Origin of the sequence: Leucobacter musarum subsp. musarum (assembly GCF_001273845.1) — a bacterium.
Taxonomy (GTDB): Bacteria; Actinomycetota; Actinomycetes; order Actinomycetales; family Microbacteriaceae; genus Leucobacter; species Leucobacter musarum.
On the sequence record NZ_JHBW01000064.1, the window covers coordinates 1 to 20,633 of the forward strand.

At 64.4% G+C, this 20,633-nt stretch carries 15 protein-coding genes; 6 read left to right on the forward strand and 9 right to left on the reverse strand.

Features of this window, described 5'->3' with window-relative positions; translation table 11 throughout:
* Position 1: 1 nt before the first annotated feature.
* On the reverse strand, positions 2-1,486 hold the full coding sequence (locus tag CH42_RS02045) for a CoA-acylating methylmalonate-semialdehyde dehydrogenase (RefSeq protein ID WP_053351561.1): 1,485 nt from the start codon (positions 1,484-1,486) through the stop codon (positions 2-4).
* 326 nt (positions 1,487-1,812) lie between these two features.
* On the opposite strand from CH42_RS02045, the gene CH42_RS02050 reads away from it, so the two are divergent.
* Positions 1,813-2,832, forward strand: coding sequence for a glycoside hydrolase family 3 N-terminal domain-containing protein (locus CH42_RS02050; protein ID WP_053351562.1), 1,020 nt, complete (start codon positions 1,813-1,815; stop codon positions 2,830-2,832).
* Here CH42_RS02050 and CH42_RS02055 read toward each other — a convergent pair.
* The gene (locus CH42_RS02055) at positions 2,819-4,036 is read right to left on the reverse strand and encodes an MFS transporter (RefSeq protein WP_053351563.1); all 1,218 of its coding nucleotides are present in this window, start codon (positions 4,034-4,036) and stop codon (positions 2,819-2,821) included. The genes CH42_RS02050 and CH42_RS02055 overlap by 14 nt on opposite strands.
* A 543-nt stretch (positions 4,037-4,579) precedes the next feature.
* Between CH42_RS02055 and CH42_RS02060 the strand changes: the two genes are divergently transcribed.
* The 3 genes from CH42_RS02060 to CH42_RS02070 all read left to right on the forward strand — a co-directional run bounded on the left by CH42_RS02060 (position 4,580) and on the right by CH42_RS02070 (position 9,070).
* The gene (locus tag CH42_RS02060; protein ID WP_053351564.1) at positions 4,580-6,076 is read left to right on the forward strand and encodes an APC family permease; all 1,497 of its coding nucleotides are present in this window, start codon (positions 4,580-4,582) and stop codon (positions 6,074-6,076) included.
* 22 nt (positions 6,077-6,098) lie between these two features.
* Positions 6,099-7,286: a Gfo/Idh/MocA family protein gene (locus CH42_RS02065; protein ID WP_053351565.1), complete on the forward strand. Its 1,188-nt coding sequence runs from the start codon at positions 6,099-6,101 to the stop codon at positions 7,284-7,286.
* A 587-nt stretch (positions 7,287-7,873) separates the two neighbouring features.
* Positions 7,874-9,070 (forward strand): MFS transporter, encoded by a 1,197-nt coding sequence (locus tag CH42_RS02070; RefSeq protein WP_162231053.1) that lies wholly within the window; start codon positions 7,874-7,876, stop codon positions 9,068-9,070.
* Positions 9,071-9,180: 110 nt separating this feature from the next.
* Here the strand turns inward: CH42_RS02070 and CH42_RS02075 are convergent, their stop codons facing one another.
* The 4 genes from CH42_RS02075 to CH42_RS02090 all read right to left on the reverse strand — a co-directional run bounded on the left by CH42_RS02075 (position 9,181) and on the right by CH42_RS02090 (position 13,684).
* On the reverse strand, positions 9,181-10,038 hold the full coding sequence (locus tag CH42_RS02075) for a sugar phosphate isomerase/epimerase family protein (protein WP_075205203.1): 858 nt from the start codon (positions 10,036-10,038) through the stop codon (positions 9,181-9,183).
* Between the two features lie 80 nt (positions 10,039-10,118).
* Positions 10,119-10,949: an SDR family oxidoreductase gene (locus tag CH42_RS02080; protein WP_053351568.1), complete on the reverse strand. Its 831-nt coding sequence runs from the start codon at positions 10,947-10,949 to the stop codon at positions 10,119-10,121.
* Positions 10,950-11,098: 149 nt separating this feature from the next.
* Positions 11,099-12,565: an APC family permease gene (locus CH42_RS02085; protein ID WP_053351569.1), complete on the reverse strand. Its 1,467-nt coding sequence runs from the start codon at positions 12,563-12,565 to the stop codon at positions 11,099-11,101.
* 99 nt (positions 12,566-12,664) lie between these two features.
* Positions 12,665-13,684 carry a glycoside hydrolase family 3 N-terminal domain-containing protein gene (locus CH42_RS02090; RefSeq protein WP_053351570.1) on the reverse strand — a complete coding sequence of 340 codons (1,020 nt, stop codon included), beginning with the start codon at positions 13,682-13,684 and terminating at the stop codon, positions 12,665-12,667.
* A gap of 1,054 nt (positions 13,685-14,738) precedes the next feature.
* Between CH42_RS02090 and CH42_RS02095 the strand changes: the two genes are divergently transcribed.
* Both CH42_RS02095 and CH42_RS02100 read left to right on the forward strand, forming a co-directional pair.
* Positions 14,739-15,497 carry an ATP-binding cassette domain-containing protein gene (locus tag CH42_RS02095; protein ID WP_053351571.1) on the forward strand — a complete coding sequence of 253 codons (759 nt, stop codon included), beginning with the start codon at positions 14,739-14,741 and terminating at the stop codon, positions 15,495-15,497.
* Between the two features lie 5 nt (positions 15,498-15,502).
* The gene (locus CH42_RS02100; protein WP_053351703.1) at positions 15,503-16,564 is read left to right on the forward strand and encodes an ABC transporter permease; all 1,062 of its coding nucleotides are present in this window, start codon (positions 15,503-15,505) and stop codon (positions 16,562-16,564) included.
* 42 nt (positions 16,565-16,606) lie between these two features.
* Here CH42_RS02100 and CH42_RS02105 read toward each other — a convergent pair whose 3' ends face one another.
* The 3 genes from CH42_RS02105 to CH42_RS02115 form a co-directional block, all read right to left on the reverse strand.
* Positions 16,607-18,175 (reverse strand): PucR family transcriptional regulator, encoded by a 1,569-nt coding sequence (locus tag CH42_RS02105; protein ID WP_053351572.1) that lies wholly within the window; start codon positions 18,173-18,175, stop codon positions 16,607-16,609.
* Positions 18,176-18,373: 198 nt separating this feature from the next.
* Positions 18,374-19,357, reverse strand: coding sequence for an ABC transporter substrate-binding protein (locus tag CH42_RS02110; protein WP_082309236.1), 984 nt, complete (start codon positions 19,355-19,357; stop codon positions 18,374-18,376).
* A 377-nt stretch (positions 19,358-19,734) separates the two neighbouring features.
* Complete coding sequence (locus CH42_RS02115; protein WP_075205204.1) at positions 19,735-20,502, reverse strand: GntR family transcriptional regulator; 768 nt, start codon at positions 20,500-20,502, stop codon at positions 19,735-19,737.
* Positions 20,503-20,633: the final 131 nt, after the last annotated feature.

Here is a 20,633-nt window from a genome sequence, read left to right on the forward strand (position 1 = left end):
CTTAGTGGTTGCTCGGGAAGCCGAGGTCGATCTTCGACTGGTCAGCGTTCGGCCAGCGCGTGGTGACGACCTTCGAGCGGGTGTAGAAGTTGATCGACTCGGGGCCGTAGATGTGCGAGTCGCCGAAGAGCGAATCCTTCCAGCCGCCGAACGAGAATGCGCCTACCGGCACGGGGATCGGCACGTTGATGCCGACCATGCCGGCCTCGACCTCGAACTCGAACTGACGCGCTGCGCCGCCGTCGCGGGTGAAGATCGCGGTGCCGTTGCCGAACTGGTGCGAGTTGATGAGCTCGACGCCCTCTTCGTAGGTGTTGACGCGCACGATCGCGAGCACCGGCCCGAAGATCTCCTCGAGGTACACCTTGCTGTCGGTCTTGACGTGGTCGATCAGCGAGACGCCCGTGAAGAAGCCGTTGCCTTCGAACTTCGCCTCGCGGCCGTCGACGACAACTGTCGCACCCTCGGCCTCGGCGCCGGCGACGTAGCCCTCGACGCGCTCCTTGGCCTCGCGAGTGATGAGCGGGCCCATCTCGGAAGCCGGATCGGTGCCGTCACCGATCTTGAGGCCCGCGATGCGGCTGGTGAGCTCGGGGATCAGGCGATCCGCGACATCGCCCACGGCGACGACGACTGAGACGGCCATGCAGCGCTCGCCGGCCGAGCCGTACGCGGCCGAGATGGCGGCGTCGGCGGTGACGTTGATATCGGCGTCGGGCAGCACCAGCATGTGGTTCTTCGCGCCACCGAGCGCCTGGACGCGCTTGCCATTGGCGGCTGCGCGCTGGTAGATCGAGCGGGCGATCGGGGTCGAGCCGACGAACGAGACGGCCTTGACGTCGGGGCTGTCGAGCAGCGTGTCGACGGCGACCTTGTCGCCGTGCACGACGTTGAGCACGCCGTCGGGCAGGCCGGCCTCACGGAAGAGGTCGGCGATGAACACCGATGCGGAGGGGTCGCGCTCAGAGGGCTTCAGCACGACGGTGTTGCCGCAGGCGATTGCGCTCGCGATCATCCACAGCGGCACCATGACCGGGAAGTTGAACGGGGTGATGGCGGCGACGACGCCGACCGGCTGCTTGATCGAGTGCACGTCGACGCCGGTGGAGACCTGCTCATCGCGCTCACCCTTCAGGAGGTGCAGCAGACCCGACGCGAACTCGACGTTCTCGAGACCGCGAGCGATCTCGCCTGCGGCGTCAGACAGCACCTTGCCGTGCTCGCTGGTGACGATGGCGGCGAGTTCGGGGGTGCGCTGCTTCAGCAGCTGGCGCAGGTTGAAGAACACGTCGGCACGCTTGGTGAGGCTCGTCTTCCGCCACTTCGGCAGCGCCGCCTTCGCCGCGGCGATCGCCTGCTCGACGGTCTCGACCGACGCGATGCTCAGCTCGTGCTGGGCCTCGCCGGTCGCCGGGTTGTACACCGGCTGCGTGCGCTCTGCGGCGTCGATCTTCTCGCCGCCGATGACGTGGGGAATGCGTGACATATAAGTCTGTCCTTCATGCTTGACGTGTGAGCGAGTGCGCATGAACATTGCTCATGGCACGCCGCATGGAGCGCTTCTTCACGCTCCTGACTCCATGTTCTCTGACGCTGGAGTACCACATGGGACACACTCTGGGAACAAAACTAGCCGGGGATGCATCAGCTGTGTCTGTCTCGGGAGTGAGAACGGTTCATATTCTGAGGTGACGATGATGTGCTGCGCTCGGAGTCGAGGGCTGAGTGGAGATGAACCAGTATGTTCCCGCAGAGGGAGCCATTGCGGCTCGCGAACCCCGTTCCGCCGATGCTCGACGGTGAGGAACGCGCATGAGCCTCATGCGCGACGTGATGGCCATGCTCATGCCCACGATTGACACCCTGAGTGTGCAGCGATGGATGCTGCACGCGAGCGAGGCTGGCACCGAGATGATGGTGATGGGGATCTCACCCGCCGAACGCCGTGACGGATCCATGACGGAGGACCGCCTGCGGTTTGAAACCGCGGAGCTTTTCCGGCACGTCACTGGCGAGCTACGCAGTGCATCCCCCAACGGGCTCGGCTTCGCCGTTGAGCACGAACCATGGGGCATTCAGCGTCTGCATCAGCTGGTGCCCCCGTACGCCCGAGCAGAGGCGAACCAGGGGTTCGAAGCGAACAGTGCAGGAGTGGCGCTGTCGGCCACGCTTCTCGGAATCAATCTGTTTCTCGGTCCGGTGATTGAGGTGTCGCGAGGACACCACCCCCACCGATTCAGTCGCCGTCTGGACGTCGGGCTCAACGAGATGGGGCCGATCGCTGCTTCGTACATTCGCGGCACACAGTGCGCTGGGGTGCACGCCGCGGTGAAGTATTTCCCCGGGTCAACGTGTGCCGGCGTCGGCGGAGCCGCTCCGAGCGTCGATGAGCTGAGTGCGTCCGGAGAGTGGAAGCCGGAACGGCTGCGACCCTTTCTCACCGCGATTAACGCCGGTGTGCACGCCATCGTGCTGGGGTCAGATGTTATCGAGGAGCTCGATCCGACACACCCGGCGTCCACCTCACGGCGCACGGTTTCGTTGCTGAGAGACGACCTCAACTTCGACGGTCTGATTCTCAGTGACGAGTTGGCGAGTGCGTCGATGCGGCAGCACGGAGACATCAGTGACACCGCGACCGCAGCAATTCGGGCGGGGGTCGATTTGCTCTGGGCTCCAGGCGGCGAGCAACTCTCCCACATTGCACGCGGGGTCGCCGCCGCAGCTCGAGCAGACGCGACTCTGCGCGACAGCATTGCGCGCAGCGCGACGCGCGTGCGCAGCTCCCGAGCTCGCACGTCGACTGACGACCCCGCGATTACGGTGCGTTGACCGGCTTCGGTGGCCGCGCGGCGCCGATCGCCAGGGTGCCGAGCAGCACGATGGTGAGCAACGGTACGAACGCCCAGCGCAGGCCGACGTGCTCGCCGAGGAAGCCGACCAGCACCGGGCCAAGCAGCATGGTCGTGTAGGCAATCGCGGCTACCGTTGCCACATCTCGCGTGGCCGTCGCGCGATTGTCACCAGCCGCCGAGAGTGCAACGGGGTAGCCGAGCGATGAGCCGATTCCCCAAGCGATGACACCGATGATGGTGACCGCCGGGATATCCGAGATCATCACGGTGAACACGCCGATTGCGCAGCAGAAGGACGTCACTCGCAGCATCGGTACTCGCCCGAACCGGTAGAGCAGATACGTGCCGGTCAGTCGACTGAGCGTCATCGCGGCGAAATAGGTGCTCAGCGTGAGTGCCGCGCTTCCCCGACTGAAGCCGTGCTCATCGACCAGCGAGAGGGACAACCAGTCGTTCGCGTTGCCTTCCGCAAGGGCGATGCTGGCGGCGAGCAGGCCGAGCAGGAGCACGCGACGCGATTTCCACGGGCGGTAGACTGCCTGCGGCCGTGCGGTGTCAGCTGAGGGGTCCGGGGTCGATGCATCGGGGTGCGTCTCGCGCGTCTCCTGGGGAATCTGGCGGATCGCGACGGCGCTGAGCGCAATGACCAGCACCCCGACAACACCGAGATGCACGGGGAACGCAACAGCGAACCGCTCCGCAATGGAGCAGGTGACGAGCGCGAGCAAGCCGCCGAAACTGAATGCGGCGTGCAAGACCGGGAGCAGTGGCTTACCGGAGGCGCGCTCCGCATCGTTGCCATTGACGTTGATCGCGACGTCATGCATGCTGAAGCACATCCCGTAGCACACCATCACGAGACCTGCGGCGATGACGCTGGGGCCGCCGAGCCACAGCAGTGAGGTGGCGGCAATGATCCCGACGGCTTGGATCATGATCCAGAGCCAGAGTGATCGTCGAATCGAAATCCGATCGATCACGCGCGCGGCGATCGTAAACCCGATCACCGAACCGACCGCAGGGCAGAGCACCAAGAGACTCATCTGCGAGGTGGACGCTTCGAGGTGGTCGCGAATCGCCGGAAGTCGTCCCAGCCACGAGCTGAACATGAAGCCGGTCAAACCGAAGAACCCACCCAGGCTGATCGCCCAGCGTCGCACTTCACGTTTCGTGTACATCATCGTCCCTCGATACTCCGCGACGGACCGTGTTCAAGCGACCTCCGTCGTTCGAACCGGCGACCTGTTCGCTGATTCCTTGCAATCCCGTAACCGACGCTCATGTATTCGGTACGCGCCCCAATACCATAATTTCTCAGGTGAGTGCGAGCTCTCAAACACATTCTGGGAAGAAAAGTGCTCAGAGTTGCATGACGTGTGCATGCCATCGTGCCACAACCGTTCTTATGCTGATTTCTGCGATCGAATGTGGACGGCGGCGTCCACCCCACATCCCGCAGCATTGAACCGCTCGGGTTCGGAGTTCAATCCAGAAATCACACCGAATACGCCCCCGCTGCCGAGGGCCAAGTAGCAATGATGAGTCATGCGCACTCCGGAGAGCACTCCATAACTGTCACAACGGATAGCCCGACTCGCGCTGCCGTGCGGCAGCGCTGATCGGTGAGTTGCGCACTTCAGAGCGGAAGGAACCCTCATGAATTCGAGGATTAACCCCAGCGCGTTCGCCACCTGCGCGAACGCTCGGAACAGGGGAGGCGCACGATGAGCGCGAACGCCACCTCTCAGACTTCGGCCCCGCAGGGTGAACTCCGCGGCAAGATGGGCACCCTACAGCTCGCGCTGACGGTGCTCGCCATGGCTGGCCCTCTGGGAAATGTGATCGGTGTGCTGCCCCTCGGCATCACGCGCGGAAACGGTATCGGTACGCCCACGATCTATCTGTTCGTCGGGCTGATCTTCTTGCTGTTCGCGGTGGGCTTCACCACCATGACACGCAACCTGCCGAAGGCGGGCGCGTTCAACACCTACATCACCGCAGGCCTCGGGCGGCCGCTCGGTCTCGGCGCCGGGTACCTCACCACCTTCACCTACTTTGTGTTCGTGGTGGGCAGCTACGCCTTCTTTGGCGTCTCGACCGCGAACGCATTCGCGCTGTTCGGGATCACCGGAATTCCGTGGTGGCTCTTCAGCCTCGCGGAGTGGATGATCATCGCATGCCTCGGCTACTTCAACGTTGAGGTCTCGGGCAAGGTGCTCGCCGGCCTCATGGCCGTCGAAGTCGGTCTCGTGATGCTCTTCAACATCCCGGTCATGTTCACGGGTGGCCCTGAGGGGTACCAGTTCCAGTCGTTCCAGCCTGAATACGTGCTGTCGGGCGACCTGGGCGTTGCAACACTGTTTGCGATCGCGTGCTACATCGGCTTCGAGACCACCGTCATCTACCGCGATGAGGTCAAGAACCCGCGCAAGACCATCCCGCGCGCCATGTACATCGCCATCATCGGCCTGGGCCTCTTCTACTCGCTCTCTGCATGGTGCCTCGTGACCTTCTGGGGACCCGACAATGTGGCTGCGGTCGGCGCAGACGACCCGACGGTGCTCTTCAACCACGGCTTCCTGCACTACTTCGGGCAGACGTTCACCCAGATCATGACACTGCTGGTGGTCACCAGCGTCTTCGCCGGCGGTCTCTCGACGCACAATGCGTTCTCGCGGTACCTCTTCATGCTCGGTCGCGACGGCAACCTCCCCCGCTACCTCGGAACCGCGAACCCGCGATTCGGTTCGCCGTCGAAGGCATCGATCACCGGTACTGTGCTCGCCGTCATCTTCGTGCTGCCCTTCATCCTCGGCGGCATGAACCCGGTCACCATGTACGCCTCGATGTTTGGCTTCGGTACGTTCAGCCTCATTGTGATGTTCGTGCTGACCTCAGTCGCCGTGCTGCGCTACTTCCGCATCGTGCGGCATTCCGAGTCGGTGTGGAACACGATCATCGCCCCGGTGCTCGCAGTGTTGGGTATGGGGTTCTTGCTCGTGCTCTCGTCGATCTACTACCCGATGTCGATCGAAGCGCCTGTACTCGTGGCCTCGCTTGAGCAACTGCTCCTGCTGCTGATCCTTGCCGCCGGCGTCGTTGTGGCGCTGCGACTGCGTCGCAGCAACCCTGCGGCCTACCGCCGGATTGGGAACACCGCAGGCGACCACCACGATGAGCGCCAGGCCACCGGCGTGCTTCCCATCGTGCGTCGCCAGTAATCCACCGAACCGAAGGAGCAACATGACTGACCAGCAGGAGACCCCCGTTCGCGTAGGTGTGCTCGGTGCATGCGGGTGGATGGGGCGAGTGCACTCCAACGCCTACCAGAACATCGAGGCCTACTACGGCAAGAAGCGCGGCACCGTCGAGGTGGCATGGCTCGTTGACGCCGAGCCCAACGCGCTCGCCGCGCAGGCCGCCAAGTTCCCGACGGCCCGCACCACGGCAGACTGGCGCGAGGTGATCGATGATCCGGACGTCGACCTGATTGACATCTGCCTGCCCGACTCGCTGCACTACGAGATTGCCAAGGCTGCGATCCTGGCCGGCAAGCACGTCTACTGCGAGAAGCCGCTGAGCGACTCCGCCGCAGAGGCTCGCGAGCTCGCCGAGCTCGCGAAGGAGGCCGGTGTCGTCACGCGCGTGGGGTACTCGTTCATGCGCAACCCCGCACACGACGTCGCTCGCGACATCATCGAGTCGGGTGAGATCGGCGAGATCACCATGGTGAAAGCGTCTCAGCACATTGACTCCTTCGGAGATCCGAACGCGCCGTTCATCTGGCGTGCCGACGGCAACCTCGCCCCCACCGGCATCACCGGTGACACGGGTTCGCACGTCTTCGCGATCCTCGACGGACTCGTCGGGAGCATCGAGTACCTCGTCGCCGACTCACGGATCATCACGCCCCAGCGGCCGATCGTCGAAGGCGCCGGCGCATACGGTGCGAACACCGAGCTGACCGGCGATGAGCCGATGGCCGACGTGACCAACGCGGACGCCGTCAACCTCGTGTGCACGTTCTCGAACGGCGCGATGGGGCTGATCGATTTCAGCCGCACCGCGACCGGGCGCAAGTTCGAGCAGAAGTACGAGATCTACGGCACCCGCGGCAGCCTCGTCTACAACTACGATGAGATCAACCGGATTCGCGTCTACTCGAACGACGACCCCCAGGGACGCCGTGGTTTCAAGGCCATCGACGTGGGCACCGAGAACGAAAACTTCGCTGCGTTCCTGAACCTGCCGAACACGGGCCTCGGATACAACGAGACGAAAGTGATCGAGGCGAGCGAGGTCATTCGTTCCGTGACGACGGGCGAGTCCATGTGGCCCGATTTCGAGGCGGGCTTCCGCATCGCGCAGCTCGTTGAGGCCTGCCAGGTCTCCAGCGATCGCCGCGCGTGGGTTGACGTCGCGAGCATCTAGCCGAGAATCACTGACACTGCTTCGGCAGTGCAATGGGGCCGGGCATCACTGATGTCCGGCCCCTGCGGCGTTGTGCGGGCGGAGCTTCGGTACATGCGCATAACTCAGGTGCACGGAGTGGGCAGGATGTGTCAAAAACCTGCTCTGAGCGAGACGGGACAGCTGAGCGAGCCTTCAGTAGCGTGGAATGTACGGGTTTCTGGCGCGCTCGCGCGCGGCCAGAGCTCACCTTGACACTGTCTCCGCGAACGATGTCGCAATCTTTGGCGAGTGGCGCACCGGCTCATGAAAGCGATGTGGTTCATAGCTCAGAAGTCCCAGAACACCGACAGCTCGTGTACCTCTGACGTGATCCGCTCTATCTCGTAACGCTGCGATCGCGGACGCGTCAACACCGCTGCGTAGTTCCATTGTCACCTGCACAGCGGCGGTGGTGGTGCGGAACAACGCGGCCTTTCAACGAAGAAACACTTGGAGAGCCAATGACGTCGAACACTTCCGCAATATCGCGACTCACTCCAGCGCGCCTGCGCGCTGCCCGAATCGCTACATTTTTCTGCTTTTTCCAGCTGGGATCGGCCATCATCATGTGGTCGACCGGCACCTCCGCGCTGCGCGAACACATGGGCTGGGAAGGCGCTTCGGGTGATGCCAGCTTTGGTGCACTGGCAGCCTCGATCGGCGCCGGAACTGCGCTGGGCTGCGTGATTATTGGCCCCCTTGTTGACCGATACGGGCCGCGTCGCGTGGCGACCCCGCTGTTGGTGCTCTACCCGCTGTCATACCTGCCGCTCGCGTTCCTGCCCGGTCTCGTGACGGCAATGGTGGCAGGCGTGCTGATCGGTCTCTTCCGAGGCACGTTCAACACCACCATCAACACGCAGGGTGTTCATCTGGAACGCCACTACGGTCGTGCGCTGCTGGCCGGTTTCAATGCGCTCTACCCGCTCGGCGGCTTCGTCACGGGCTTCATCGGAAGCTTCTTCGCGCAGCGGTTCACCGACACCCCCGCCGTGGCCTTCATGTGCATCGGTATCCCGCTCGCCATCATCGGGCTCATCGCGGGTCGGTTCATCCTCGACAAGTCCGAGTTGATCGTGGTCGAGGATCGCCCGGTCGCCGAAGCTACCGGTGACGCGGCACGCACGGCGACGATGGCCGGGTTCACGCTCGTGCTGGCCCTGCTCGGCTTCTCGGTACTCTTCTTGAGTGGCGTCTTCTCCGAAAGCGCTCCAATCGACTGGGCGCAGGAGTTCGGCCGTCGCGTCCTTGAGGTGAACCCCGGTACCGCGGGTCTCGCGCTCTCGGTGTTCTCGGGTACGCAGTTCGTGACTCGCGTGATCGGCGATCGCGTCATCTCCGCACTCGGTGACCGTAAGACGCTGGTCGCCAGCGGTCTGATCGGTGCGCTGGGCGCGCTCACGGTGACGTTCGCTCCGAACATGGGCGTCGCCTACGTCGGGTTCGGCCTCATGGGTCTCGGCCTCGGTTGCATCCAGCCGATCACGATCTCTGCCGCGGGTCGCATGGACCCGAAGAACGCCGGTCGCAACATTGGCATCGTGAACGGTGTGGGCCACCTCGGATTCCTCGTGGGCCCCGCACTGCTGTCGGTGGTGGCGACCTCGGTCGGAATCCAGTGGCTCTTCATGATGCCCGCGATCCTCATGCTGTTCGTCGCGATCGCCGGGCCGCTGCTCATCCGTTTCGCTCCCGCCCGCACCACCGGTGCGGCTCAGGCTGAGGCGCAGATGGTTGAGGCTCCGGCTGCCGAGCGAGTCTGACACCGTACGACCTCGTTTGCGTCGCTGACGAAGTGACGCGCGTGCGGTGGGGGAGTATGCCGTAAGGCGCTCCTCCACTGCACGCGTCATTTCGGGGCTCCGTGTGAGGGTCACACGCGCGCGGGTTGGAGTACGCGACGCCCGGACTCGAACGATTCACGTACGGCCTGCGCCAGGGACAGCGTGCGGAAGTGATCCGACATCACCTCGATGCCCCAGTGCCCGTCATAGGCGAGCGCACGCATCGCGTCGATGAAGCTCTCGATACCGAACTCTCCGGCACCGCACTGCAGACGGTGGTCGAAGGTGTCGCCGATGAGCGTGCCGACGGGTTCGCGAGCCCCGTCGTTGAGCTCGACGGCGAAGATGCGCTGCGGGGTGAGGCGCTCGACCAGTTCCGAGTATGGCTGGCCGCTGCGGAACACGCTCCAGATGTCGACGATGATGCCACCGGCGGGGTGGTCAGCCGTGTCAACGAACGCGCCCGCGTCAGTCGTGCGTGGAAACATCGAGAACGCGGCCGGTTCGAGCGCGATACGGGTACCGGCATCGGCAGCGCGCTGTGCGAAGCTGCGGAACCGGTCGACCAGCTGATCGGGGTCGGGGCGCTGGTCCAAGCGCGATCCCGCGCCGATCTTGATGTGGTGCGCACCGAGTGCTTCTGCAGCGGCGAGCAGATCGTCGATCGTCGATGCGACCTCTCCGTCTTCGGGGCGCCACCAGTGATCGACGAACTCGATCTGGAGGCGCGTCATCCCGTTGTCTTCAAGAATGCGCCGCGCCGTGCGGTACCCGATGGTGTTGCGCGCATGACGCAAGTCATCGATACCGATACCGAAACCGGTGAAGCCGGCAGTGGCCGCAGCCGTCACCCGCGCTTCAAAACTGTGCGGGGAATTCGGGCCGGTCATGCCCGGGCGCACGTTCCCTGCCGTTGTCCAGCACGAAGCGAGAAGTTCTGTGCTCATTGCGAGTTCCTTTCGAGGGGTGGTGGTGCGAAAGCGCGTCCGAAGAAGCGCACCCGCACCACCACGCACACTGGGACGGCTTAGCGCACCGGCTTGGGGTTCAGCCGGTTCATCAACGAGTGGCCAGCGTCGACCACGATGTTGATGCCCGTGACGTTGCGGGCGAGATCCGAGTTCAGGTAAATCGCCGTGTCTGCGACGTCGGCACCCTCAAGCAGGCTGACACCCTTGAGCGCGGTGAACTGGTGGCCGAAATCGAGGAGGTGATCCCGCGTGCCGAGCCCGGGGCCGCCCGCGAGGCGGTCGTACATCTCCTGCGTGTTGTTCATCGGAGTATCGATGAATCCGGGGGAGATCGCGTTGCAGCGCACGCCGAACGCGGCGGCCTCATACGCGACCTGCTTCATGAGGGCGAGCACGCCGGCCTTGCTGACACCGTAGGCGGTGATCTCTTCCTCGGGGTCGATGCCGTCGACCGACGAGATCATGACAAACGAGCCAGCCTCGCGCTCGATGAAGTGGGGCATGAACGCCTTGGCGGTCTTCCACGCGCCGGTCAGGTTCACACGCATCGTCGTATCCCACACCGACTCGGGCATCTCCCAGAAGTGGCCCAGAATGGTGACGCCAGCGTTGACGATGACCGCATCGACCTTGCCGGCGGCTTCGACCGCGGCCGCGGCCGCGGCGTCGAGCGCCTCCTGCGAGGCGACGTCGGCCTGGAATACGTAGGCGGTGCGGCCAAAGGACTCCACCGCGGCCACCGCGCGAGCGTACAGATCGCTGTCTGCGGGCGCGAGATCAAGCAGCACGACGTCTGCCCCCTCGCGTGCTGATGCGAGTGCGTGAGCGTAGCCCTGCCCGCCGCCGCCGCCGGTGATTGCGACTACCTGGTTCTCGAGCAAACCCATGATGTATTCCGTTTCTCGCGCGTGTGCGCGTGCATTGCGTGGGACCGCTCGGACGGTGGTACCGAGCGGGAACCGCACCAGGTGCGGTGGTGCACCGCAGGGGTGCACTCCCGGTCTGCCACGACGCAGCAGACCGGGAAGCGGGGAGGCTAGCCCTGATCGCCGACGCGCGCGAAGCGCACGGGATCGCGTCGGCGCAAGCGGAGCCCGACGATGACTCCGGCACCGGCGAAGGCAGCGAGCGATGCGACCGTGATGATGGTGCTGACGGCACCGCCACCGACCAGATCGCTGAGGTTCAGCGTCGCGATGACGAACATCACGAGAAACCCGATGCCGGCGAGCCCGGGAGCGATCGTCGATTGCCAGATCGTGACCTTGCCGTCTTTGACGCGACGGAAGTAGGCGATGATCGCGATACTCGTCGCGGCCCAGATGAAGACCACGCAGTAGGCGCCGACACCACCGAGGAAGGTGTACGTCTCCACGTCGTTCATGCCGAACATCGGGGGCAGCAGCATGGCGATGACGATGACGACCGAGCTCACGAGCGCAGCGATCATGGGCGAGCCGTGCTTCGCGTTGACGCGTCCGAGCGCGCGGGGCAGCACGCCGTCGCGAGCCATCGAGTAGAAGTAGCGCGACGACACGTTCTGGATCGCGAGGTTCGCGGCGAGGGTGCTGCCGATGAGCAAGACCGCGACGACGTCCGAGAAGGTCTGCGAGATGTAGACCGCGATCGACGTTAGCACCGAGCCCGTCGGGTCGACCGACTCGGCGAGCGCGACGAGGGGGCTGAAACCGACGATGTAGGAGTAGGCGCTGACGGCGTACATCACACCGATGAGTGCGATCTCGATGTAGGTCGCCCGGGGCACGGTCTTCTGGTGATCCTTCGTCTCCTCACGGAAGACCTGGAGCGATTCGAAGCCCATGATCGAGAGCGCGGAGAACATCAGCGCGAGGCCGAACGAGCCATCAAAGAGGTGGGGGAACGGGTTGGTTCCGGCAAACCCTTCGGCGCCACCGGTGGTCAGCACGCGCAGGTTCCAGATCACGACGATGGCAATCTCGCAGAACATCACAATGGTCAGGATGCGCGACGAGAGCTCAACATTGAAGAGGCTCAGCACGAGGCAGATGGCCCAGCCAATGATCGCCCACATCAACCAGTTGCCGAAATCGATGCCGAGCACGTTGTTGACGAAGTTCGCGGTCATCACACCGAAGAGCGCAAAGGTGCCCGAGCCGAGCATGACATAGAGCAGGATCGAGCTGAACCCGCCGGCCAGGCCGGGGAGGCGACCCAAGCCCAGCGAAATGTAGGAGTAGAAGCCGCCGGGGCGCGTCATGCGCACCGACATCGCGTTCAGACCGACGGCGAACGTGAGGATCACGAGGGTGAGGATTCCGAAGACGATGGGCGCCCCCAACCCGTTTCCGGCGTTGATGACGACGGGCACGTAGCCCGCGAGAATCGCGAGCGGCGCATTGATCGCCAGAGCCGTCATCAGCAGTGAGAACGTGCCCATCTTGCCGCGCAGTTGCGGTTGGGTCGCGGTGTCACTCGTCTGCCCGCTCGGGGCGGGTGTGGGTCTCACAGCGGTCTCGGTCATGGGTATTTCCTCTCGTAGTGCACAGCATTGTGGTGCGGAGTGTGTGAATGGTGGGAGCGAGGTTCCTGAGTGCTCGCGTCGCGGGTCGAGGGCGGATATTTAGTGGCGGATCGCCCACCGTTCGGCGAACGATCGAACGCGGTGGGCAGTGCGGCTCAACAGAACGCCGAACTCCCCATCGCGTGTGGCTTCGTGCTGCAGCGCGTCAGACACCTCACGGATCTCCTCGCCGCCCGCGATCAGCAGCAAGTCGGCGCCGGCGCGCACGCTGGCGACCGCGGTGTCACCGATCGACCGACCGCGCATCGTGGAGGCCGCATCGAGGTCGTCCGTGATGATGATGCCGGGGAACCCGAGGTGCTGGCGCACGCGCGACATCACGCGCGGTGAGGTGGCCGGAGGCTCTGAGGGGTCCAGGGCGACGACGGTAGCCGGTCCGAGCATGAGCGCGGGCACATTGCGACGCACCAGGCGGGAGAAAGGGATCTCCTGGCGCTCGAGCTCGTCGAGTGACGTGTGCAGCTCGATGTCGTGCTGCACCGGGTGCGCGTCAAGGTGGCTGTACCCGGGGTAGTGCTTCACCGTGGCCGCAACCGAAACATCGGCGCAGGCGTTGATGTACGCGCCGGCGATGCGTTCGACGGTGTCCTGGTCGTGCGACAGCGTGCGGCCGTTCAGCCACTCGTTCGTTCCGGTGATCTCGTCGACCACCGGCGCGAGGAAGAGGTTGATGCCCAGTCGACGCGCGCCCTCGGCGTACGCCGTGTAGCGCTCCCGCAGTTCGCGATCGGAGAGCTCCAGGGCTTCGACGAGCGGCGGCAGTGCGGGCAGCAGGTGCGACAGGCGCTGCACGCCGGTCGGCTCGGCATCGACTCCGATGAGCGTGCCGGGGCCGCCGATCTCCCGGAGGTGGGCCGTGGCCGCGGCAACATCCCACCAGTGCTCAGACGCAATGCGCTCTGCGCTGACGCGGCGCGCGGCGTACTCCTCGCCCGTGGTGGCGAGCACGACGCTCACGCCGCCCTGCTCCAGGAATTCGCGCTCTGCGGCGTCGGGTGCGAGGTCGGCGAGGAGCGGCAACAGTACGGCGTTGGCGTTGTGGGTGTGCAACGTGTGCATCGGGGGCCTTTCGTGGGAAATATGTGAGGTGTCCGGGGCGATCTGTGCGCAGATGGGCCGCGGGATGGGTGAGTCGATGGGGTGACATCGACCTGCAGGATCTGGGTGCGACGGTGCGTCGGCGGAGGTGGTGAGACGGGACTTCGAATCGTCGGTGTCCCGGCGGGACCGTGGCGAGGAGCCACTCGTCCCCGAGCCGCCGGGTGGGGGAGTCACCGGGTCGCCGAGGTGTCTGGGGTCTGCGAGGCGCTCGGGGAGCGCTTTCTGGACCACTCAGACGGAGCCGTGGAGCGCAGCAGAATCTACGTACGCCGAGGCCAGGCCTCACCAGCGCGGTGGTGCCACGAGTGCGACTGAATCCGATGATCAGATATCGGTTTCTCGATCACTGGTCAATGATCGTGTCGCATCTTCCGGTCAAGGCCGGAAGCGTGCATCAGTGCGAGATGCACGAGATCGACTGCTGCGGGTGCTGGCTCCCAGGCTCAGCGCAATGCAGACCGCCGATCGGGGAGCTGTCAGCTGCGATTGTCCTTAGCGGCGCTCGTGATCTGGCGCACGAATAGTGCGGTCAGACCGAACTTCGCTGAGTTCATCGTCATCGACATGGTTCTCCTTGCATCATTACAGGTTGGACAAGCACTCGCTGCTTGTCGGTGTCACCACAGGCATGCACACTCACTCGAACTCAAGGGTGAGGGCACGTCAGCCGGTTGATGCGGTTCGTTTCGCACGTCGCCGACTTCTGCTCCACCGTAGCGATGAACGAAGTGGTGCGCAACGCTGCGATCAATGCCACGGCGTGGCGTGGTCTCGTGCCTGCGACAGGCCGAACTGCAGGAGCAACCTGTGCATGCGACAGGCACAGCACTGCACAGGCTGCTCTGTCCACATGCCGGCTGCCGCGGGTACATTGATCGCCAATCCCACGGGGCACACCGCTCAGGGGTTGGTCTGGGCGACGGAGCTGTCGCCATACGCTGGGGCCTTTCGCTGCATCGTCGCATCGGGGCATCGAGAGCCGCTCCCCAAGAACACCAAACGAGGATCACCGATGACCTATGTTCTGCAAGCCAAAGGCCTTGCAAAAAAATACGGCCATGTCACCGCGCTCGACGGAGCCGACTTCGCGATCAGCCCTGGTGAGATTGTGTCGCTGATCGGCGACAACGGCGCCGGGAAGAGCACGCTCGTGAGGATGCTCTCCGGCAGCGACACTCCTGACAGCGGCGACATCTATTTCGAAGGCAAGCCCGTAAAACTGCAGTCGCCCACCGACAGCCAGAAGCTCGGCATGGAGACGGTGTACCAGGACTTGTCTCTGGCACCGCATCTTTCGGCCGTGCGCAACATCTTTCTCGGGCGCGAGATCATGCGCAAGGGGGCCCTGGGGTGGTTCGGGTTCATGAACACCGCAGAGATGAATCGCAAGGGGCGTGAGGCGCTCATCGAGCTCGGTGCGACGGTGCGAAACTTCTCTGGGCCGGTGGGCAGCATGTCGGGTGGCCAGAAGCAGTCGATCGCGGTGTGCCGCGCGGCAACGTGGGCTCAGAAGGTGATCTTTCTCGATGAGCCGACGGCCGCGCTCGGGGTGGTGCAGACCCAGAACGTGCTCGACCTCGTGAAACGTGTGCGCGACACGGGAATCGCCGTGGTGTTTATCAGCCATTCAATGCCCCACGTGATGGAGGTGAGCGACCGCATCGTCGTGATGCGACGCGGCAGAGACGTCGCGAACTACACGCCTGAGAACGCGAACATGGAGAAGCTGGTCGGTTCGATGACCGGCGCAATCGAAGTACAGGAGGCGTGACCGCCATGGCGACAACGACGGTTGCAGAGCAGACCAATTTGGCCGAAGAGCACCGCAACAGCTCCTGGCTCGTGCGGACTTCGCAGATTCAGGGCTTCCAGGTGCTGATCTTCTTGACCGCGCTGATCATCCTGTTCACTGTGCTTGCCCCCGCCTCATTCGGCACGGCGAGCAACGCGTGGGCGATCCTCATGAACACCGCGATTCTCGCGGTTCTCGGCATCGGCATGACCTTCGTCATCATCACCGCGGGCATCGATCTGTCGATTGGTTCGGTGCTCGTCTTCAGCAGCGTGGTCTCGAGCAAGGTCATGTCGGCGGTCGGAGGCAACGGGTGGAGTACCGCACTCATCGGAATTGCCGTCGCGTTGCTCGCTGGTGCTGCGTGGGGGCTCATCAACGGGCTCATCATCACCCGGCTCAACGTGCCCCCGCTGATCGCCACCCTGGGTACGATGGGCGTCGCGCTGGGGCTGTCCCAGGTGATTACGAACGGCGTCGACATTCGCGCCGTGCCTGCGTCGCTGTCTGAAGCCGTGGGGTACGGCAAGATCTTCGGTCAGGTTCCCGTGCTGGTGGTGATCTCTGCGGTGCTCGTGGTCATCGGCATCATCCTGCTGCACCAGACGAAGTTCGGGCTGCACACCTTCGCGGTCGGCTCGAACCCCGAGGGCAGTCGACGAGTCGGGATCAAGGTGGATCGACACATTGTTCTCGTCTACATGCTCTCCGGTCTCACCGCGGGGATCGCCGGCGTGCTGAGCCTTGCCTACTTCCAGACCACCACGCTCAGCGGTCAGACGGTGACGAATCTCAACGTCATCGCCGGTGTGGTGATCGGCGGTACCAGCCTCTTCGGCGGCATCGGTGCCATCTTCGGAACTGTGATCGGACTCTTCATCCCGGCAGTACTGCAGAACGGATTCGTGGTCATCGGCGTGCAAGCCTTCTGGCAGCAGGTGGTGGTGGGTATCGTGCTCGTCATCGCCGTGGCGATCGACCAACGCAAGCGATCAGGGAAGGGCGGACTGCTCAAACTGTTCGCGCGGCGTTCGAGCGGTCGCTGATCTGACCGGGGAGTGACCGTTGCGGAACGCCACTCGGGGCGGTCACGCCGTGGGGCTGCGCTCGGCGCGGCCCCACCGCTGGTTCCGGTGGGAGCTCGACGAAGCTGATGCCTCGAGGATGTCGAGTCCCTTGAGCGCCATTTCGAGGCTCTGTCGTTTGGCCGCGTTGTCGAGGTCCGCCCCCACCAGCTCCGTAATACGGTCGAGACGGTTGTACAGGCTTCTGCGGTGGATGAACAACTGCGTGGCCGCTTCGGTCTTGCGGCCGTTCGCGCTGAGGTAGACCCGCAATGTCGGCAGCAGCGGCACATTCGCCGCGGCGTCGTGGTCGAGGATCCCACCGAGCTCATCCTCGACGAAGTTTGCGAGATCCGGCCCCTCAGCGAGGGGAATGAGGAGGCGCTCAATGCCGAGTTCGTCGAAGTTGACGATCTTCGGTTCAGGTAAGGAAAGCGCGGTTGCCGCTGCAGACTTCGCCTGCGTAATCGCGGTGCGGATGGACGCGGCGCTTGCAATCTTGCTGCTTCCCCCAGTGATATGGCTCTGGCGCCAACGGGAAGCAAATCGGCGCTGCACGCTCTCCGGGTTCGACGTGACGAGAAAGGTCATGTTGTCGATCTCAGCGACCAAGGTGTGGCCGTTGATCCGCTCCGGCATCAGTGGCTGGTTCGGGTCGGAGGCGTGCGGTCGGTTGAGCAAGATGATCTGCACGCGCTCCTTGTTGAGCTGATATCCGAACCGGGTCGCGCGGTCGATGAATTCCGGGCCCGTAATGTCGCCCAGAAGTACGCGGGTGATGAGCGCCGTGTTGCGTTGGTCGGCCTTGGCCGTGTCGCTGCGTTCGGACACCATAGACAGGGCGACACTGGTGGCCCCGCGCTCGACTGCGGCGATGAGCGGCTTCGTGACGTGACTGTCGCGTGAGAGTGCATGCAACCAGCCCAGGGTCTGTCCCTGAATGATGACGGGACGCCGCGCGCACCGGGAGTGCTCATCGTGGTGCGAGCGCGGATGCCGTTTCCACTCTTCCAGATCGAATTCGGCTGCCCCGACTGACCCGAAGGCGAGCACCTGTCGCGACATGTTTTCGAGCACCACGGTGCTGCCCGTCAGTGTGGCGAGCGTCTCGACGATGGCGTAAGAATCGGCGTTGTCGAGCAGCAGCGTCGAAAACGTTGACTCGAGCTCACGCTCGAACTCGTACTGTTCGAACCGCTGCTGATGCATGAGCTGGTGCACACGCGCCGACACCTGGGCAAACGATACCTCTCGCTCCAACCCAATGATGGGGAACCGCAAGCGTTTTGCCTCGCGCACGAGGGCGGGTGGTACCCGGGCGAAGCGGCGGCCGGCGAATTCGATCATCAGCGCGGCCACATCATTCTTCGCAAGGTCTTGCACGAAGTGGCGCAGCGCCGTGTCGGTGGCGGGGAGCCCGAGGCCCGCCGTCAGCAGGAGCTCACCTCCGGAGAGGAAGCGGGTGATGTCGGGAATCTCGAAGGAGTGCACCCAGCGCACTTCGCGGTTGAGATGTTCGCTCCCCGAGAGGACCGTCGGAACAGCCTCCGCAATGAAATCGAACTCCAAAATATCGCTGATGGACAGTTCCATGCTTCAGGTTCCCATAATTGCGGTGCGCTGCCAAACTCCCGGATCGGCGTTGGCGTAGGAGTCAGTGCACGCTGTTGCCTCGCATCGACCGCGGTGCGGCATCGCGGTGTGTCCTCGCGATACCCGCAGCGAACTCGGGCTGGTGCGCCGTTCCGCCTCGGCGGTGCGCACCAGCCCGAGTGGCTGGATCCTGCAGCGTTACTCGCAGTTGGCCCCGTAGACGGCGGCCTTGCCTTCAGGGGTCTTCAACGATTCGGCGGTGATGATCGTCACCCCGGTTTCGACCAGTGGCGTGGTTTCCTCGCCCTGGATGGCCTTCAGCACCTGCTCGGCCGACTGTCGCCCCATGCCGGCGAAGTCCTGCGCCACCAGAGCCTGAATCTTGCCCTCCTCAAGCACCTCAATCTGCGCTGGGTCAGCATCAACCGACACGATCGTCACCTGGTCGCCGAGGCCCGCCTGCTGCACTGCTGTGCTCGCGCCGAGACCCTCAAGCCAGGAGATCGCGAAGATGCCGACGAGATCTGGGTCGGCCTGCAGTACCGCTGACGTCAGCTGAGTGGAACGCGTGCTGTCATCCTGGCCGTACTGCTCTTCAATCAGCTCAAACTCGGGATACTTGGCGGCGGCCTCCTTGAACCCCTGCATGCGCTGCACTCCCGTGGTGATGCCGGGTGAGTTGCTGATGATCCAGAGCTTCCCCCCGTCAGGGTGGGCCTCGCGGAGGGCCTCGAAGCCGGCTTCGCCGACACCGACGTTATCGGTCGACACGACGGACGATGCAAACGAGTCGTCGTCGACGCCCGTGTCGGTCACGATCACCGGAATGCCATCTGCGGCGGCGTTCTTCAGCGGCTGTTGGAGCGCCGTCGAGTCGGTCGGCACGACAATGATGCCCGCCGGATGCGTCGCGATCGCCGCGTCGACCATCGGCCGCTGCAGCGTGGCGTCCCACTTCGCGGGGGCTTGCGTGTTGAGTTCATAGCCGGCGGCCTCGATCACTTCTTTCGCGGCGCACTCTGCGCCCGAGTAAGCCGTGTTTGGCAGGGTTCCTGGCAAGTACGCGATGACCTTCGAATCGGAGCCGCCGCCCGACCCGTCTCCGCTCCCAGTGGAGCAGGAGACCAGTATCGCCGCCATCAGGACCACCGATGTGGCCGCAACTACCCGTGTTGTCTTCATTGACGCTCCTCATATCCTGCGGATCTCGCGCTACCTTGCGCGATACTCACAGATTGAAGCGACCCTCGGGCCCGTGGGGAATGCTCATCCTGTGCATCGTGCCCGAGCGCCGGTGCACGAATCGTGAGGAGCGGGTCGCTGCGTGCGGCAGCAAGCGCCGAGCTCGTTACGAACCCGTTACGCAGGGAGGTCGCGGCGCGGTTGTGGGCTGGGCTGGGTGGCAGTGGGGCGGTGCGGCCGGTCGTGGGTGACAGCGCCCTTCCCGCCCCTCTGCGATCGGGGTAACTATGGGTGGGTGCGGAGGCGCAAAATCGCCCAAACACCCACCCATAGTTACCCGGATCGCAGAGGGCAGCATCGGGCAGCGGCACGCCGCGTCAGCTCTGCAGGGCGCGGAGGTACTGGCCGCCGTTCGTCGACCTGGCCGCTGCGCCGACTGCGCCCGGGGCCGCGAACGTGAAGCGCACGATGTCGCTGCGGTAGAGATCGTCAGAGACTTCGGTGATGCGCCCCGTGGCGTCGCGCGACACGCGATGCAGGCGCAGGATCGGCGAGCCTTCGACGACCCCGAGCAGTTCGCTGTCGACCGCGTCGGCCGCGATCGCGTCGATCTCGTGCTCGACGCCGCCCTGCAGAAAGCCATGGGCGGCGAGCAACTCGGTGATGGAGACGCGGTCGAGGTCGTGCGCGAAGAGCATGGGCCCGACGTCGTCGATGTAGACCAGGCGCTCGAGCATGGTGGGCTTGCCGTCGAGCAGGCGGAGCCGCAGCACCTCGATGACGGGGTCGCCCTCGGCGATGCCGAATTGCGCAGCCGTGCGGGCGGTGGCTCGCTTGCGCGAGATCTCGTGCGTGATGGCTCCGGGCTGGGCGCCCGACTCCTCGGCCCACCGCGTGAACGGCACTTTGACGTCGAGCGTCTGCGTCGAGGCGAAGGCGGCGACGCGCGCCGGGCGGCCGCGCCCCGTGTCGATGAGGCCCTCGGCTTTGAGCGCGGCGAGTGCGTTGCGCACGGGGCCGCGAGACGTGCCCCAGATCTCGGCGAGCTCGGCCTCGGTGGGCACGTCGGCGCCCGGGGCGAGCTGCCCTGACGCGATGCGCTCGCGTAACGACTCGGCGATCCTCATGTAGACAACTTGGCTCACATAGGTAGTCTACCTCGGCATCGATCTCGCGGATGCGGGTAAACAACCGGCCACCGGCTGTTCAATTGCGCCGGGTGAACGGTGAACAGGGGCTGAATCATCGCGAGATAGGTATATTTCCGGTGCGCATG

Coding starts and splice junctions, on each gene's coding strand:
- CH42_RS02045 (WP_053351561.1), bottom strand. CDS start 1,486: ATGTCACGCATTCCCCACGTCATCGGCGGCGAGAAGATCGACGCCGCA.
- CH42_RS02050 (WP_053351562.1), top strand. CDS start 1,813: ATGAGCCTCATGCGCGACGTGATGGCCATGCTCATGCCCACGATTGAC.
- CH42_RS02055 (WP_053351563.1), bottom strand. CDS start 4,036: ATGATGTACACGAAACGTGAAGTGCGACGCTGGGCGATCAGCCTGGGT.
- CH42_RS02060 (WP_053351564.1), top strand. CDS start 4,580: ATGAGCGCGAACGCCACCTCTCAGACTTCGGCCCCGCAGGGTGAACTC.
- CH42_RS02065 (WP_053351565.1), top strand. CDS start 6,099: ATGACTGACCAGCAGGAGACCCCCGTTCGCGTAGGTGTGCTCGGTGCA.
- CH42_RS02070 (WP_162231053.1), top strand. CDS start 7,874: ATGTGGTCGACCGGCACCTCCGCGCTGCGCGAACACATGGGCTGGGAA.
- CH42_RS02075 (WP_075205203.1), bottom strand. CDS start 10,038: ATGAGCACAGAACTTCTCGCTTCGTGCTGGACAACGGCAGGGAACGTG.
- CH42_RS02080 (WP_053351568.1), bottom strand. CDS start 10,949: ATGGGTTTGCTCGAGAACCAGGTAGTCGCAATCACCGGCGGCGGCGGC.
- CH42_RS02085 (WP_053351569.1), bottom strand. CDS start 12,565: ATGACCGAGACCGCTGTGAGACCCACACCCGCCCCGAGCGGGCAGACG.
- CH42_RS02090 (WP_053351570.1), bottom strand. CDS start 13,684: ATGCACACGTTGCACACCCACAACGCCAACGCCGTACTGTTGCCGCTC.
- CH42_RS02095 (WP_053351571.1), top strand. CDS start 14,739: ATGACCTATGTTCTGCAAGCCAAAGGCCTTGCAAAAAAATACGGCCAT.
- CH42_RS02100 (WP_053351703.1), top strand. CDS start 15,503: ATGGCGACAACGACGGTTGCAGAGCAGACCAATTTGGCCGAAGAGCAC.
- CH42_RS02105 (WP_053351572.1), bottom strand. CDS start 18,175: ATGGAACTGTCCATCAGCGATATTTTGGAGTTCGATTTCATTGCGGAG.
- CH42_RS02110 (WP_082309236.1), bottom strand. CDS start 19,357: ATGAAGACAACACGGGTAGTTGCGGCCACATCGGTGGTCCTGATGGCG.